We start from the raw sequence: 15,088 nt of genomic DNA, 5'->3' as shown, positions 1-15,088 counted from the left end.
AGGACTCCCCCATGGAAGCCGAGACGGCGAACGCCACCGACGCCTACGGCATCCCGGTCATCCCCGCTTCCTCCGACGCCGTCCGGCGCAAGCGCCGGGCGATCGTGGACGCGGCCGCCGCGGAGTTCCTCGCCGAGGGGTACGCGGCCGCCTCCATGGACGCGATCACCAGCCGTTCGGGGGTCTCCAAGGCGACGCTCTACAAGCATTTCGGCACCAAGGAGCGGCTGTTCCTCGCCGCCATCGGCGGCATCCTGCGCGAGACCTGCGCCGGCCTGGAACCGGACGGCTCCGCCCTCGCGGAAGCCGCCGATCTGCGCTCCGCCCTGATCACCCTCACCGGCGACTGGGCCACGCTCCTGCTGCGCCCCGACGTCATGACGCTGCGCCGTCTGGTGATCGGGGAGACCGGCCGCTTCCCGCAGCTGGGCCGGCTCTGGTACCAGGTCACGTACGACATGCTCAACGGACCCCTCGTCGAGGCCCTCACCGAACTCGGGCGGCGCGGAAGGCTCGAGGTCGCGGACCCCGAGCTCGCCGTCCGGCAGCTCGTGGCCGCCACCGTCGGCGTCCCGCAGCTGGTGGACACCTTCGCCCCCGGCACCGAGACCGACCCGGCGGAGCTGACCCGCGTCGTCACCTCGGGGGTCGACCTCTTCCTGGCCCGCTACGCCGTTCCGTAGGGGAGCGTGGCGACCAGGCGGGCCCCCTTCGGGGAGTCCCGGACGGCGAGGGTGCCCCGAGGCGCAGGGCGATGTCGCGGGCGATGGCCAGGCCCAGGCCGGTGCCGCCCTCGTCGCGGGCGCGGGCGTCGTCGAGCCGGGTGAAGCGTTCGAAGACCCGTTCGCGGTCGGCGGGCGCGATGCCCGCGCCGTCGTCGGTCACTTCGAGGACGACTTCACCCCGGGACGCGTCCACGCGCAGGACCACGGTGACGTGTTGCTCGGCGTGCCGGCCGGCGTTGTCCAGCAGGTTGGTGACGAGCCGCGACAGCCAGATCGTGCTGCCGCGGACCGCGATCCCGGGGGCGATGTCCGCCCGGACGGGGACCCGCTCGCCCCTGCGCGTACAGGCCGCTTCGCGGACCACCTCGGTGAGGTCGACGACGGCGGCCGGCGGCGGCTCCGAGGTGTCGAGGCGGGCGAGCAGGAGCAGGTCGGCCGCCAGGTCCTGGAGCCGTACGGTGTCCTCCAGCGCGCCGCTGACCAGATCGCCCCACAGCTCGGGATCCGGGTGGGCCTGCGCGACCTCCAGCTGGGTGCGGAGCACCGTGATCGGGCTGCGCAGTTCGTGCGAGGCGTCCGCGATGAAGCGGCGCTGGCGGATGCCGGCGGCCTCCAGCCGGTCCAGGGTGGCGTTCATGGTGACGGCGAGCCCGGCCACCTCGTCGCGGGTGGCCGGAACGGGCACCCGGCGGTGCAGTTCGCGGTCGCCGATCTCGGCGACCTCGGCACGGATCGCCTCGACGGGGCGCAGGGCCCAGCCGGTGACCCGCCAGGTGATCAGGGCCACGACCAGGACGAGCAGCGGGACCACGACGGCCAATACCGCCACGATGGTCTCGTCGGCGGTGTCGGCGTCCCGCAGCGAGGTCCCTGCGTAGACGGTGACCAGGCCGTTGGCGGTGACGGTGGTGACCTGCACGACGCGCTGGCGGTGTTCCTGGCGGACCCGGCCGCCCTTCCAGGTGCCGCGGACCGTGCCGGGTGCGACGGGCGGTTCGGGGACGAGGGCGGGGCGGCCTCTGAGGTTGGGGCTGGCCGCGATGACGCGGCCCTGCGCATCGATGACCTGGACGAAGTCCGTGCCGTGGCCCGGGGGCGGTACGGGCTCCAGCCGGCCGGTGGCCGCCAGCGCGGCCACCTTGACGGCCTGCCGTTCGGCATCGGCCTGGGCGCTCATGGTCAGGTTGGTCTCCAGGGCCCCGAGCAGGGCGAAGGAGGCGAGGCCCAGGGCCAGGGCCACCACGGCGGACGCACCGAGGGTGGCCTGGGCGCGGACGGACCGCGGGCGGAGCCGGGACACGGCCCTGCGCAGCCGGTGGGCGTGGGACCGGCCGGGCTCAGCCACCGTCGGCCGCCAGTCGGTATCCGGCGCCCCGGACGGTCTCCACCGCGGCCCGGCCGAAGGGCGCGTCTATCTTCCGGCGCAGGGCGCAGGGCGCTGACGTGGACCTCCACGACGTTGAGGTCCCCCTCGTAGGCGGTGTCCCAGACGTGGTCGAGGATGTCCCGTTTGGGGACGACCTCACCGGCCCGGCGCGCCAGGTGCAGCAGGACGGCGAACTCGCGCGCGGTCAGCCGGGCTTCGACGCCGCCGCGCGTGCAGCGCTGCCGGGCCGGGTCGACGTGGAGGTCGCCGAACTCCATGACCTGCGGGCTGCGGCGGCCAGTGCGCCGGATCAGGGCCCGCAGGCGGGCCACGAGAACCACGTAGGAGAAGGGCTTCGAAAGGAAGTCGTCGGCCCCGGTGTCGAGCGCCTCGGCCTCGTCGTACTCGCCGTCCTTGGCGGTGAGCATGAGGATGCCGGATTCGCAGCCGGCCGCACGCAGCCGGGCGCAGACCCGGTAGCCGTTGAGGCCGGGCAGCATGATGTCGAGCACGATGGCGTCGTAGTCGTGTTCGCCGGCCATCCACAGGCCTTGCGGGCCGTCGTGTGCCGTGTCCACGGTGAAGCCCTCGGCCCGCAGACCACGTTGCAGGGCGACGGCCAGCCGCCGCTCGTCCTCGACCACCAGTACGCGCATGGGGCAAGGTTCTCAGGTCGCGCCGCCGGCTTGCTGAAGGGTTCTTCAGCTCGCTTCAGCGGGGCTTCAGCATCCTGCTCGCAGGATCGGCCGAGCCGGGCACGCCGCCCGGAGAACGCGAGGAGCTTTCAGATGACTCAGTCCAGTCCGCAGCCGCCCGAATTCCCCCCGGCCGTTGTTCCCGGGGAGGGCGGCGGCGAGGGCGAGGGCAACGGCGACCCGGCCGGCAAGGCGGCGGGGCGCGGCGCCCGGGTCGCCCGCTTCACCCGGTTCGCCCGTGAGGGCCGGGGACGCTGGGTGGCGCTCGGGCTCGTGGTGGTGGCGTCCGCCGGAGTGGGCGCTGTGGGGGCGGCGGCGGTGGTCGTGACGGACCACGAGCACGACGTCCGCCGCACGCGCGCGGAGCGGCTGTGGGACCGGTTCGACGTCGAGCGGGAGAGGGGCGGCGCGATGACGGCTCCGCTGCCCGCGCGCCCCGGGAAGCCGGGCGAGCCCGGCGAGCCCGGCAAGCCCGGCCTGCGGGGTCACAAGGGCGAGCGGGGCGTCGTCCCGCCGGACGGACCGGGGATGCCCGGGACGACCGAGGGCGAGGAGGGGTTCGTCGTGGACGGGCCCGGCCGGGCCCCCGTACCGCTGCCCGCGCTGCCGGCGGCCCAGGCCCTGGAGAAGGCGGAGGCCGCCGTGCCCGGCGGGAAGGCCGAGGCGCTGCGCGTGATCGCCCAGGAGGGCGGCGGGAGTGCCTGGCGCGTGGTGGTCCTCGGCTCCGACGGGGTCCGGCACGCCGTGACCCTGGCCGGCGCCGACGGCGCGGTCACGAGCAACACGGTCGCGGGGAAGGGCGCAGGAGCGGCCCGCTGAGCTCGTGCGGGCTCCGCCCGCCCGGTGTCCCGTACCGCGGCGACGGCGGTACGGGACACCGGACCGGACCGTCCGGACAGCCGGACAGCCGGACAGCCGGACGGACGGACGCCGGTGAACCTCCGTCAGGAGGAAAGGCCCAGCAGCCGGGTCGCCGTCTCCCGCATCTCGATCTTGCGGATCTTGCCCGTCACCGTCATGGGGAACTCCTCCACGACGTGGACGTAGCGCGGGATCTTGAAGTGGGCCAGCCGGCCGTCGCAGTACGCGCGCACGGCCTCCGCGGTCAGCGGCTCGGCGCCCTCGCGCATCCGCACCCACGCCATGAGCTCCTCCCCGTACTTCGGGTCGGGCACGCCGATGACCTGGACGTCCATGACGTCGGGGTGGCCGTGCAGGAACTCCTCGATCTCGCGCGGGTACAGGTTCTCTCCGCCTCGGATCACCATGTCCTTGATCCGGCCGGTGATGCTCAGGTACCCGTCCCCGTCCATGACGGCGAGGTCTCCGGTGTGCATCCAGCGGGCCGCGTCGACGGCCTCGGCGGTGCGCTCGGGCTGGTCCCAGTAGCCGAGCATGACGGAGTAGCCCCGGGTGCACAGTTCGCCCGGTTCACCGCGCGGGACGGTCCGGCCGGTGGCCGGGTCGACGACCTTGGCCTCCAGGTGCGGTCCGACCCGGCCCACGGTCGAGACGCGGCGCTCCACCGAGTCGTCCACGCGGGTCTGGGTGGAGACCGGCGAGGTCTCCGTCATGCCGTAGCAGATGGACACCTCGCGCATGCCCATCCGGTCGATGACCTCCTTCATCACCTCGACCGGGCAGGGCGAGCCCGCCATGATGCCCGTGCGCAGGCTGGAGAGGTCGTAGGTCTCGAAGTCCGGGTGGGCCAGCTCGGCGATGAACATGGTGGGGACCCCGTAGAGCGAGGTGCAGGCCTCCGCCTGGACGGCTGCCAGGGTGGCGCCCGGGTCGAAGGCGGGCGCGGGGATGACCATGGCCGCGCCGTGGCTGGTGCAGGCGAGGTTCCCCATGACCATGCCGAAGCAGTGGTAGAAGGGCACCGGGATGCAGACCCGGTCCTGCTCGCTGTAGTGACACGACTCGCCCACGAAGTAGGCGTTGTTGAGGATGTTGTGGTGCGAGAGGGTCGCTCCCTTGGGGAAGCCGGTGGTCCCCGAGGTGTATTGAATGTTGACCGGGTCGTCGGGGCTCAGCGCGGCCTGGGCGCGCAGCAGTTCCGTCCGGTCGGCGCGGCGGCCGCGTTCCGGCAGGGAGTTCCACACCGGACCGTCGAGCAGGGCGGTGAACTCCAGGTCCGGACAGCGCGGCCCGACCTCCTCGATCATGGCCGCGTAGTCGGAGGTCTTGAACCGGTCCGCCGCCACCAGGAGCCGGATCCCGGACTGGCGCAGGACGTACTCCAGCTCGTGGGCGCGGTAGGCCGGGTTCACGGTGACGAGGATCGCGCCGATCCGGGCGGTGGCGTACTGCACCATCGTCCACTCGGGGCGGTTGGGGGCCCAGATGCCGACCCGGTCCCCCTTGACGATCCCGAGGTCCAGCAGGCCGAGCGCGAGATCGTCCACGTCCGCGGCGAACTCCGCGTACGTCCACCGGCGCCCGGAGGCCATGTCGACGAGGGCGTCGCGGCCGGGGAACCTGCGGACGGTGCGGTCCAGGTTCTCGCCGATGGTGTCGCCCAGCAGCGGCACCTCGCCGGCCCCGGAGGCGTAACTCGGCTCGACGGACGGCACGGACGACGGATACGCGAACGGCACGGACGGCACGTGGACCCCCTGGGCTCGGTGGCGGGCGCCAGGGCCCCATTGCTCCGACGCGCCCCCTCATGATCCACGTGCCCCGCGGACGGGACCAGCCCCCGACGGCGCGATGCGGCGGCCCCGATGGGCCGGGCCCGCGGGCAGGGCGTTCCATCGAAGGGTGAGCCCCTCTACGGCGCCGCCGCCCGTGCGACCGGTCGGGCGGATCGACGTGCACGCCCACCTCTGGACCCCCGCCTATCCGGACCGGCTGGAGCGGCTGGGCCGGACCGACACGGGCACCCAGCGCGGGATCGGCGCGGACGCCGGACCGGCCGACCTCGACCACCGTTTCGCCCTCATGGACCGGACGGGGATCTCCGTGCAGGTGCTCTCCGTGCCCCCTCAGTCGCCGCACCTGCCCCGGGAGGCCGACGCGGTGGAGCTGGCCCGCGCGGTCAACGAGTCCTACGCCGAGCTGGTGGCCCGGGCGCTTCCGGGCCTTCGCCGCGCTGCCGCTGCCCCACGTGGACGCCGCGCTGCGCGAGCTCGCGTACGCCCTCGACGAGCTCGGCATGGCGGGGGCGGCCGTCACCACGACCGTGCGCGACCTGACCCTGGCCGATCCGCTCTTCCGCCCGCTGTACGAGGAACTCGACCGGCGCGGAGCGGTTCTGTACGTCCACCCCGCCGGCGAGGGCGCGGGCAGCCCGCTGATCACCGGGCACCGCATGAGGACGGGGAGGTGTTCGTGCGGGCGGTCTCCTACGTCTCCGACTCGGGGCTGCCCCCGCGGGACGCCGCCGCGATCCTCGACACGAACGCGGCGGCGCTGCTCGGCGGGCCGTGAGCCCGGCAGCCGGTGAACCCGGCCACCCGCCCGGGGTTCCCGTGCGCCGTGCGCCCTACGCCCTCGCCGGGAGGGCGAGCAGGACCAGCGGGCTCGTCGTCGGCTGCGGTGATCCCCCGGCGGGCTCCAGCGTCAGACCGACCGCCGTGGCCGTACCCAGGCCGCCGTCCAGTACGGCCGCCCCGTCCCCGGCGAGGAAGCCGGCCGGACGCATCGTGCCGCGGTCGGCCAGCCAGAGCTGGTACGTACGGCCCTCCCCGGCGGCCGGCAGCCGGTCGGCGAGGAACACGGCCCGGTCCCGGGCGGCGGAGGTGATCACCGTCGCGGCGGCTCCGCCGCTGGTGCGGCCGTGGACGGTACGGGCGTCCGGGGCGGTGACCACGGCCCGCAGCTCCTGGCTGCGCGCCTCCGTCTGCCGGGCCTCCTGCCGGGCCCGGTCCGCCTGCCCGCTCTCGTGGAGCGCGGCGCCGCCGAAGAGAGCCGCCCCGACGAGGGACGCGGCCACGACGAAGGCCCCGGCCTTGCGCGGGAGCCGGTCGAGGAGGCCGGCCGCCCGGCGGACGCCGACCCTCGGGGGCAGCTGGCGGACGGTCTCGATGCGGGCGAGCACGTCCGCCTTCAGCTGGGGCGGGGGCACGAGGGCCACGGCGGCGGCCAGCCGGCCGGCCGTGGCGGAGAACTCCGCGACGTCCCCGGAGCACGGTGCGCAGCGAGCCAAGTGCCGGGAGAAGGCCTCCTGTTCACCCGGTCCGAGCGCGTCCAGTACGTAGGCCGCGGTGAGGGTGTGCAGTTCTTCGTCGTGCTTCACGTGGTCACCCCCATGCAGTCGCGCAGGCGGATCAGTCCGTCGCGCATCCGGGTCTTGATCGTGGGAAGAGGAGTCTGGAGGGTCTCGGCGACCTCACGGTAGGTCAGCCCCTGGTAATAGGCGAGGGTGACGGCCTGGCGCTGGAGCTCGGTCAGCCGACGCAGGCAGCGTTTGACCTGATCGCGTTCGAGCCGGGTCTCCACCTGCTCGCTCACCTCGTCGAAGGGCCGTTCCTGGCCGCGTACGCCCACGTCGTGCTCGCGGGTGGCCGAGGCCTGGGCGGAGCGGACCCGGTCGACCGCCCGGCGGTGGGCGATCGTGGCCACCCAGGCCATGACGCTCCCCTGCTCGGGGCGGTAGCGGGCGGCCTGGCGCCACACGTCGATCATCACCTCCTGGGCGACCTCCTCCGACTGTGCGCGGTCGCGCACCACCTTGACCGCGATGCCGAAGACGGTTCCGGCCACGGCGTCGTACAGGGCGGAGAAGGCGTCCTGGTCCCCCTGCGCGACGCGCGCCATCAATTCCGCGAGTTCGGCCGCGGCGGAACCGGGGCCGGTGCCGGTTCCGGGGCCGCTGCCCGGGCCCGGTCCGGGGAAGCGCAGCTTCTCGGGGTTCACCTGAGCGGCCCCCTTGTACGGCCGGGCCCGGGCGGGCACGGCGGTGCCGCGAGTGGTTCTCGCCGGTCCATCCATCGCATGAACGATCCTTCGTGGCAGGCGCACCCGTTCCCCGTCCGCCGGGGTCGCGGTGCGCGCCGGGTCCTTGCTGTCTCACCTTGTCTTCGGAGCCGGTCCGCGTGCGGATTGGCCGACATACACGCGAAAGGGCATCCGTTCGGGGGAACCGGCCCTCCTGGACCAAACCGCGCCGGGGGTCCGGGCCGAAGGAGGGTCGCGGGCCCGGTCCAAGGGCCGCCGCGCGGCGGGTCACGGGGCTGATGGGCCCCGGAGTCCGCCGCCGCACAGCCAGCAAGGAGATCTGTCGTGTCGCGTGTCCTCAAGAGTGCCGCACTCGCCCTCGCCTCGGGTGCCCTTCTCGTAGGCGGGGCCACGGTGGCCTCGGCCGACGCCGGAGCCCAGGGCCTCGCCGCCTACTCCCCGGGGGTCGGCTCGGGCAACCTGATCCAGATCCCCGTCCACATCCCGATCAACGTCTGCGGCAACTCGGTCAGTGTGATCGGGCTGCTCAATCCCGCGTTCGGCAACACCTGCGTCAACGCCTGACCCCCATGCCCCGGGCCGCAGTCTCCGGCCCGCACTCTCCGGCCCGCCGCCGGCAACGGGGCGGCGGCGGGCCGGTGGTCCTCCGGACCGGCGGGGAGTGGGTCGCCACTCCTGAGCGCCGCCGGGCCCGGAGGACCGCGCGGGCGGTGGCCGTCGGCGCCGCCGCCCGCGTGCGGGGGCCGCACGGGGATTCAGCCCCCGCTCCCCCGCACAAAGGTCAACACACCAGCGGATGTTCACTTGACCGGATGACCGACCCATCCGGGAGGGATCCCGCGCCGAATGAGGGTCGTGAGCATCAACCGAAGGACAGTCGAGCGCGGCGCCCTCGCCGCGGCGAGCGGCCTGCTGGCGGGATACACGGCCCTGGCCGCCGCCGAGCTGACCGCGTCCCTGGTCCGGCCGCAGGCGGGACCGGTCACGGTGATCGGCGGCGCGGCCATCGACCGCACTCCGGCGGCGCTCAAGGATTTCGCCATCCGTACCTTCGGCGAGAACGACAAGCTGGTCCTCCAGCTCGGCATCCTCGTCACCGTCGCCCTCCTGGCGGCCCTGCTCGGGGTGTTCGCCCTGCGCCACCGCCGTACGGGGGCGGCCGGGGTACTCGCCTTCGGCGTCCTCGGCGCGGCGGCCGCCCTCGGCCGGCCCGACGCGGCCGGCCCGTGGGACGCATTGCCCTCGCTGGTGGGGGCGGTTGCCGGGGCGCTGGTGCTGTACCTGCTGGTGGGCACGGTGGGCGGCGCCACCGCCCGGCCCGCCGGAGCCGGCGCCGACGACACCGAACCGCCCGCCGCATGGAACCGGCGGGGCTTCCTCCTCGCGGCAGGCGTCACCGCGATCGCCTCCACCGGTGCCGGCGCCCTCGGCCGGGCCCTGACCGGCCGGCGCGGCCAGGGCGCCACCGCCTCCCGCACCGCCGTTCGCCTGCCCGCTCCCGCTTCGCCCGCCGCGCCGATCCCGGCAGGGGCGGCCCTGCGGATTCCCGGGGTCAGCGCCTTCACCACACCGAACAAGGAGTTCTACCGTGTCGACACCGCCCTCGTGGTACCCAAGGTCGACGCCGACACCTGGCGGCTGCGCATCCACGGCAAGGGCGTCTCCCGCCCGCGCTCCTACTCCTTCGCCGAACTCCTCCAACGCCCGCTGATCGAGCGGGACATCACCCTCACGTGCGTGTCGAACGAGGTGGGCGGCCCCTACGCCGGATCCGCGCGCTGGCTCGGCGTACGCCTGTCGGACCTGTTGCGGGAGGCGGGTATTCAAGCACCCTCGCGGGGCGGGCGGGCCGACCAGCTGATCGCGCGCTCGGTGGACGCGATGACGCTGGGCACCCCCGTCGAGGAGGTCATGGACGGCCGGGACGCGATGCTGGCCGTCGGCATGAACGGCGAGCCGCTCCCCTTCGAGCACGGCTTCCCGGTCCGGATGGTCGTACCCGGTCTCTACGGCTACGTATCCGCCTGCAAGTGGATCCGGGAGATCGAGCTCACCACCTTCGACTCCTACGACCCCTACTGGGTCAAGCGCGGCTGGGCCCGCCGGGCGCCGGTCAAGACGCAGGCCCGGATCGACACCCCCAAGCCCTTCGCCCGGATCCCGGCCGGGACCGTGACGGTCGCCGGGGTGGCGTGGGCGCAGCACCGCGGCATCGAGCGCGTGGAGGTCCAGGTCGACGACGGGCCGTGGCAGGAGGCCTCGCTCGCGGCGCAGGCCACCACCGACACCTGGCGCCAGTGGTCCTTCGACTGGAAGGCCTCCTCGGGCGGCCACCGCCTGACCGTCCGCGCCACGGACGGCCGCGGCGAGGTCCAGACCGAGCTGCGGACCCGCACCATCCCGGACGGCGCGAGCGGCCGGCACGGCGTCTTCGTCACGGTCGGCTGACCGGAGCGACCCCGGTTCCACACCACTTCACACACTTTCCCCCCTTCCGAATTCCGCATGCACCAACCCCATCCATGGAGAACACCATGAACACCCTTCGTTTCCGCCGTACCGCCCTCGCCGTCGCCACCGCAGCCGTACTGCCCTTCGCGCTGGCCGCCTGCTCCGGCTCCGGCTCCGGCTCCGGCTCCGGCAAGGACTCGGCCGCCGGTGCCGACGCCGCGGCGAGCGCCGACACCCCCTCCCCGGCCGCGGACGCCTCGGCGCCGATGACCGCGGACGGGCCCTTCGGCGCCGCGTGCGCCGGTGTCCCGAAGGAGGGCGCGGGCAGCTTCGACGGCATGGCCAAGGACCCGGTCGCGACCGCCGCGTCCAACAACCCGGCGCTGTCCACCCTGGTGGCGGCCGTCAAGCAGGCCGGGCTCGTCGACACGCTCAACAACGCCAAGGACATCACGGTGTTCGCGCCGACCAACCACGCCTTCGCCAAGATCCCGAAGGCCGACCTCGACAAGGTCCTCGCCGACAAGGCCACCCTCACCAAGATCCTCACGTACCACGTGGTCGGCGAGAAGCTGACGCCGAAGCAGCTGGAGAACGGCTCCTTCACCACGCTGGAGACCGGGAAGGTGACCACCGCCGGCTCGGGCGAGTCCTACAAGGTCAACGGCACGTCCAACGTGGTCTGCGGCAACGTCCCGACCGCGAACGCCACCGTCTACATCGTGGACACGGTCCTGATGCCGAAGTAGCCGTGCCGCCGGACCGGTGACCCGCAGGGGCGCCGGTCGTTGTAGAAGCGGTCAGCGAAGTGGCCCCCGGAGTCCCGGACCCGTCCTCAGGGTCCGGGACTCCATGCCGTGTTTACCGGCTCATCACCTGGTGGGCACACGGGGCGGCGGATTGGACAAGTGGCCGATGTTACTAACACCATGGCCCCGCAAGTTCGCGGCTGCGCAGGGGGGCAAACCGCTCGTTCCACGTCCCTCCGCGCGGGCCGCTCGTCCCCGCCACACCCCTGGAGAGACTTCGCCATGAGCTTCGGCGACCCGAACAACCCCTACGGCCAGCAGCAGCCGCCGCAGGGTCAGCCCGGCTACCCCCAGGGCCAGCCCGGCTACCCGCAGCAGGCCCCGCAGGGTGTCCCCCCGCAGTACGGGTACCCGCAGCAGCCCGTCGGCGGCGTCCCCCCGCAGCAGCCGTACGGTGCGTACCCGCCGGCCGGCATGCCGCCCATGCCCGGCACCGGAATGCCGCCGCTGGCGCACTGGGGCCTGCGCCTCGGCGCGACCCTCCTCGACGGCCTGATCATCGCCGGACCGATGTACGCCCTCGGCTTCATCGACCTCGCCATGAGCGACGACGCGGGCGCCTCCGGCCCGGGCGTCTTCTTCCTGATCGGCTGGCTCTACGCCGTCGGCATGGGCATCTTCCAGCTCTACAAGGAAGGCTCCACCGGCCAGTCGATCGGCAAGAAGGTCGTCGGGATCAGCGTGCGCCGCGAGGTCGACGGCAACGTCCTCGGCTTCGGCATGGCCTTCGTGCGCAAGCTGGCGCACATCCTCGACGGCATCCCCTGCTACCTCGGTTACCTGTGGCCGCTGTGGGACGCCAAGAAGCAGACCTTCGCCGACAAGGTGTGCAGCACCGTCGTCATCGTGGTTCCCAAGGGCTGACACGCCCTGACGTCGGGGCCCGTCCGGATTCCGGGCGGGCCCCGACGCGTTCACGCTACGGCTTGGGGAGCGTGCAGCCGGGGCGGTTCAGGTCGATCGTGTTGCCGGGGCCCACGCAGGGGACGACGATGTAGGTCTGCTGCGCGTAGTTGATGCCCTGCCGGACCGTCACGGCGCCGCTCTCGGACACCTCGCACGGGTTGTTCATCGTGCAGGACCCGCCGTCCTCGTTGCCCGTGTTGTTGACGGCGACCACCTTGCCCGTCGTCGTGTCGATCACCGGGGAGCCGGAGGTGCCGCCGATGGTGTTGCAGGACGAGGTGTAGCGCAGGGAGTCCTTCCAGGTCCACTCGCCCTCCTTGAGGCGGTAGGCGAACCCGTCGACGTTGCAGCTGTAGGTTCGCTTCCAGTACCCGGACACCACCTTGATCGCGGTGCCCTGCACCGGGTGGGCGTCGTTCAGGGTGAGCGCGCTGATGCCGTACTGGCTGCTGATCTGCGCGTAGGTCTTGGTCAGCTGGTAGATCGAGATGTCCGTGTCGGTCATCGTGGCGTACGAGATCTTGCTCGCGCGCAGCGTCGCGACCCTGGATCCCGAGGCGTTCAGCAGCGAGAAGGAGCGGCTGGACGCCTTGTCCTTGACGACCTGTCCGGCCGCCGGCATGCCGGACTCCAGACAGTGGCCGTTGGACAGGACGAGCGCGGGGTCGGACGGCAGCGAGTTCGGCACGCGGACGACGGAGCCGGAGCAGTTGCTGAGCGCGACCGTGCCGGCGAAGTTGACCGCGACGGCGGGTGCGACCGTGTCCCGGGGTGCCTGGGCCACGGCCGGCGAGGCCGCCGCTCCGGTGAGGAGCAGGGCGAATGCGGCGCCGGCGAGAGGCTTGTTCATGTGGGGGTTCCCCTCTGGGTGACAATGCGACCGAAGATCCTTCGGTTGTCATGCGCATTGTTAGGACCCGGGACCCAACTCACAAGAGGGCCTTGGTAGTTCGGGCCTTCCAAAGGAACGGCCGTAATCGGACTTGTGACGCCGCCTCGTCGGCCGGGAAGACGTCCACCGCTCCGGGGTCGGCGCCTATCCGCCCACCGTGGTGGGGGTGGCGGAGCAGATCGCGGCAGGCCGTCTCAGCGAGCCTGCGGCTGATCCTGTACGCGAGTGCCAGTGAGAAGCTCCACATCACGCCGGCGGCGTACGTCCGGCGCACGCTCGGGGCCGATCAAGCATGGGCGTCCTCGACCGCGACTCGTCGCACCGTGCGCAGTGTCGATCGGAGACTGTCCAGATCGGTCGAGCCCAGAGCGAGGCGGATCGCCTGCGGTGTGTGCAGCGAGGTGGTGAACGGCTCGGCCGTGGAGACCGAGATGCGCTGACGCGCGAGGGTGGCGGTCAGGCGATCGGCGCGCGCGTCGTCGGGCAGCGGCAGCCATGTGAAGTAGGACGAGGGGTGGCCGATGACCGGCAGACCTGCCAGCTCTTGCCTGGCGAGTGCTTGGCGGGTCTGGGCGTCGGCTCGCTTCTGCGCTTCCAAGTGGTCCACCGTGCCGTCCTCGAGCCAGCGGCAGGCGATGGCGGTGGTGAGGGCCGGCGTGTTCCAGGTCGTCACCCGGATCGCGCGTTCGACGGACGGCACCACCGAGGGCGGGGCGACGACGAAGCCGATCCGGAGGCCGGTGGCAACGCTCTTGGAGACTCCCGAGACGTAGACCGTGATGTCCGGCGCGGTTGCTGCCAGCGGTGGTGGTGGGGCCTCGACCAGGTAGGCGTAGGAGGCGTCCTCGATGATGAGCGCACCGTGCTGCCGGGCGATCTTGATCAGATGGCTTCGGTCGGTTGCCGACATGACCCAGCCCAGCGGGTTGTGCAAGGTGGGCATGGTGTAGATCGCGCGCACGGGGCGGGTCGCGCACAGCTTCTCCAGGGCATCGAGATTCGGCCCGTCTGCGGTGGTGGGTACGGGTACCAGGTCGAGATGAAAGGCGTGCGCGAGCGCCTTGAAACCCGGATAGGTGAGCGCGTCGACCGCGACGACGTCGCCGGCGTTGAGCGCGGCCATGACGGTGACGGCCAGGCCGTGCTGCGCACCGCTGACGATGAGGATCCGGTCCGCGTCGGTGGTGATTCCTCGACGCCTCAGGTGCCGTGCGACGGAGGCTCCGTCCTGGGGACGCCCTCGATGCGGCTGGTAGCGCAGCAGGGAGTCGAGATCGCCGGCGGTGGCCAGTTCTCGCAGGACCTGTCGGAGGAGATCTGCTTGCCCGGGCAGCGACGGGTAGTTGAAGTTGAGGTCGACCATGTCGGGGGCGGCGGCTTGTTGTTCGATCCCGTGACCGGCAGGCACGGCGATGTCACGCACGAACGTACCGCGGCCCTGTTCCCGGCTCACCAGGCCCATCGTTTCCAGCTCGGCGTACACCCGAGTCGCGGTCACCACGGCGATCCCCTCACGGGCGGCCAGCCCGCGGTGTGTCGGCAGCCGCGTGCCCGGGGCGAGCCGCCCGTTCCGGATATCGGCCGCGAGCACGTCGACCAGCATCTTGTAGCGCGGAGCTGCCATGCACCGGATTGTATGCATGACAATTCTTTGACTGTCCTGTTCGGGGGTCCTTACCGTCAGAACCCAGCCACCCACCCGGAAGGACAGCCGCCGTGCACATCGCCATCCTCACCTTCGAGGGCTACAACGAGCTCGACTCCCTGATCGCGCTCGGTGTGCTCAACCGCATCAAGACCGACGGCTGGCGCGTCACCATCGCGACACCCGGCCCCAAGGTGACGTCGATGAACGGGGTGGTCATCGAGCAGATGTCCACGTTGGAAGAGGCGTGCGCCGCGGATGCCGTCATCGTCGGCAGCGGAATCGCCACCCGCGAGGTCGTCGAAGATCCGGCGATCATGAACGTCCTGCGCCGCTTGGACCCTTCACGCCAACTCATCGCGGCACAGTGCTCCGGCGCGCTCGTCCTGGCCAGGCTCGGCCTGCTGGGCGACGTCCCCGCCTGCACCGACCTGACCACCAAGCCCTGGGTCGTCGCCGCCGGAGTCGAGGTACTCAACCAGCCCTTCCACGCCAAGGACAACATCGCCACCGCCGGCGGCTGCCTGGCCTCGTCCTACCTCGCCGCCTGGATCATCGCCCGCCTCGAGGGCAAGGACGCCGCCGAGAGCGCGCTGCACTACGTCGCCCCGGTCGGCGAGAAGGACGAGTACGTCGAGCGCGCCTGGCACAACATCGCCCCCTACCTGCCCGCTCCCACACCCGCGCTCTGCTGAAC

General features: G+C 72.5%; 13 protein-coding genes and 2 pseudogenes. 8 read left to right on the top strand and 7 right to left on the bottom strand.

Annotated elements, in window-relative coordinates:
• Positions 1-11: 11 nt before the first annotated feature.
• Positions 12-683, top strand: coding sequence for a TetR/AcrR family transcriptional regulator (locus ACE1OC_RS39240; RefSeq protein ID WP_407841052.1), 672 nt, complete (start codon positions 12-14; stop codon positions 681-683).
• Here ACE1OC_RS39240 and ACE1OC_RS39235 read toward each other — a convergent pair.
• Both ACE1OC_RS39235 and ACE1OC_RS39230 read right to left on the bottom strand, forming a co-directional pair.
• A complete protein-coding gene (locus tag ACE1OC_RS39235; protein ID WP_407841824.1) occupies positions 637-2,025 on the bottom strand; it encodes a sensor histidine kinase in 1,389 nt (462 codons plus the stop codon). The genes ACE1OC_RS39240 and ACE1OC_RS39235 overlap by 47 nt on opposite strands.
• Positions 2,026-2,062: 37 nt before the next feature.
• Positions 2,063-2,747, bottom strand: a pseudogene (locus ACE1OC_RS39230) (response regulator transcription factor).
• A 132-nt stretch (positions 2,748-2,879) separates the two neighbouring features.
• On the opposite strand from ACE1OC_RS39230, the gene ACE1OC_RS39225 reads away from it, so the two are divergent.
• A complete protein-coding gene (locus ACE1OC_RS39225; RefSeq protein WP_407841051.1) occupies positions 2,880-3,605 on the top strand; it encodes a PepSY domain-containing protein in 726 nt (241 codons plus the stop codon).
• 125 nt (positions 3,606-3,730) lie between these two features.
• On the opposite strand, the gene ACE1OC_RS39220 is transcribed toward ACE1OC_RS39225, so the two are convergent.
• Positions 3,731-5,362 carry an AMP-binding protein gene (locus tag ACE1OC_RS39220; protein WP_407841050.1) on the bottom strand — a complete coding sequence of 544 codons (1,632 nt, stop codon included), beginning with the start codon at positions 5,360-5,362 and terminating at the stop codon, positions 3,731-3,733.
• A 533-nt stretch (positions 5,363-5,895) separates the two neighbouring features.
• On the opposite strand from ACE1OC_RS39220, the pseudogene ACE1OC_RS39215 reads away from it, so the two are divergent.
• Positions 5,896-6,012, top strand: a pseudogene (locus tag ACE1OC_RS39215) (amidohydrolase); the annotation flags it as partial.
• A gap of 261 nt (positions 6,013-6,273) precedes the next feature.
• Here ACE1OC_RS39215 and ACE1OC_RS39210 read toward each other — a convergent pair.
• Entirely contained in the window at positions 6,274-7,026 is a 753-nt protein-coding gene (locus tag ACE1OC_RS39210; RefSeq protein ID WP_407841049.1) for an anti-sigma factor, read from the bottom strand.
• Positions 7,023-7,547: an ECF RNA polymerase sigma factor SigK gene (sigK, locus tag ACE1OC_RS39205; RefSeq protein WP_250743295.1), complete on the bottom strand. Its 525-nt coding sequence runs from the start codon at positions 7,545-7,547 to the stop codon at positions 7,023-7,025. Before sigK ends, ACE1OC_RS39210 begins: the two co-directional genes overlap by 4 nt.
• Before the next feature lie 465 nt (positions 7,548-8,012).
• On the opposite strand from sigK, the gene ACE1OC_RS39200 reads away from it, so the two are divergent.
• From ACE1OC_RS39200 to ACE1OC_RS39185, 4 genes are all read left to right on the top strand, one after another.
• The gene (locus ACE1OC_RS39200) at positions 8,013-8,252 is read left to right on the top strand and encodes a chaplin (protein WP_407841048.1); all 240 of its coding nucleotides are present in this window, start codon (positions 8,013-8,015) and stop codon (positions 8,250-8,252) included.
• A gap of 282 nt (positions 8,253-8,534) precedes the next feature.
• Positions 8,535-10,136 carry a molybdopterin-dependent oxidoreductase gene (locus ACE1OC_RS39195; RefSeq protein ID WP_407841047.1) on the top strand — a complete coding sequence of 534 codons (1,602 nt, stop codon included), beginning with the start codon at positions 8,535-8,537 and terminating at the stop codon, positions 10,134-10,136.
• Positions 10,137-10,222: 86 nt separating this feature from the next.
• Positions 10,223-10,888, top strand: coding sequence for a fasciclin domain-containing protein (locus ACE1OC_RS39190; RefSeq protein ID WP_407841046.1), 666 nt, complete (start codon positions 10,223-10,225; stop codon positions 10,886-10,888).
• A 282-nt stretch (positions 10,889-11,170) separates the two neighbouring features.
• Positions 11,171-11,812 (top strand): RDD family protein, encoded by a 642-nt coding sequence (locus ACE1OC_RS39185; protein WP_407841045.1) that lies wholly within the window; start codon positions 11,171-11,173, stop codon positions 11,810-11,812.
• Between the two features lie 55 nt (positions 11,813-11,867).
• Here ACE1OC_RS39185 and ACE1OC_RS39180 read toward each other — a convergent pair whose 3' ends face one another.
• Both ACE1OC_RS39180 and ACE1OC_RS39175 read right to left on the bottom strand, forming a co-directional pair.
• On the bottom strand, positions 11,868-12,704 hold the full coding sequence (locus tag ACE1OC_RS39180) for a S1 family peptidase (RefSeq protein WP_407841044.1): 837 nt from the start codon (positions 12,702-12,704) through the stop codon (positions 11,868-11,870).
• A 328-nt stretch (positions 12,705-13,032) separates the two neighbouring features.
• A complete protein-coding gene (locus ACE1OC_RS39175) occupies positions 13,033-14,370 on the bottom strand; it encodes a PLP-dependent aminotransferase family protein (RefSeq protein WP_407841043.1) in 1,338 nt (445 codons plus the stop codon).
• A 92-nt stretch (positions 14,371-14,462) separates the two neighbouring features.
• On the opposite strand from ACE1OC_RS39175, the gene ACE1OC_RS39170 reads away from it, so the two are divergent.
• The gene (locus tag ACE1OC_RS39170) at positions 14,463-15,086 is read left to right on the top strand and encodes a DJ-1/PfpI family protein (RefSeq protein ID WP_407841042.1); all 624 of its coding nucleotides are present in this window, start codon (positions 14,463-14,465) and stop codon (positions 15,084-15,086) included.
• The last annotated feature ends 2 nt before the right edge of the window (positions 15,087-15,088 follow it).

It is taken from the genome of Streptomyces stoeckheimensis (assembly GCF_045822005.1).
GTDB lineage: Bacteria > Actinomycetota > Actinomycetes > Streptomycetales > Streptomycetaceae > Streptomyces > Streptomyces stoeckheimensis.
This window is presented reverse-complemented; position numbering and strand designations above follow the sequence as displayed.

Excerpts from the sequence above, each read along its gene's own strand:
- ACE1OC_RS39240 (WP_407841052.1), top strand. The coding sequence starts at position 12 with ATGGAAGCCGAGACGGCGAACGCCACCGACGCCTACGGCATCCCGGTC.
- ACE1OC_RS39225 (WP_407841051.1), top strand. The coding sequence starts at position 2,880 with ATGACTCAGTCCAGTCCGCAGCCGCCCGAATTCCCCCCGGCCGTTGTT.
- sigK (WP_250743295.1), bottom strand. The coding sequence starts at position 7,547 with ATGGCGCGCGTCGCGCAGGGGGACCAGGACGCCTTCTCCGCCCTGTAC.
- ACE1OC_RS39195 (WP_407841047.1), top strand. The coding sequence starts at position 8,535 with ATGAGGGTCGTGAGCATCAACCGAAGGACAGTCGAGCGCGGCGCCCTC.
- ACE1OC_RS39190 (WP_407841046.1), top strand. The coding sequence starts at position 10,223 with ATGAACACCCTTCGTTTCCGCCGTACCGCCCTCGCCGTCGCCACCGCA.
- ACE1OC_RS39185 (WP_407841045.1), top strand. The coding sequence starts at position 11,171 with ATGAGCTTCGGCGACCCGAACAACCCCTACGGCCAGCAGCAGCCGCCG.
- ACE1OC_RS39180 (WP_407841044.1), bottom strand. The coding sequence starts at position 12,704 with ATGAACAAGCCTCTCGCCGGCGCCGCATTCGCCCTGCTCCTCACCGGA.
- ACE1OC_RS39175 (WP_407841043.1), bottom strand. The coding sequence starts at position 14,370 with ATGGCAGCTCCGCGCTACAAGATGCTGGTCGACGTGCTCGCGGCCGAT.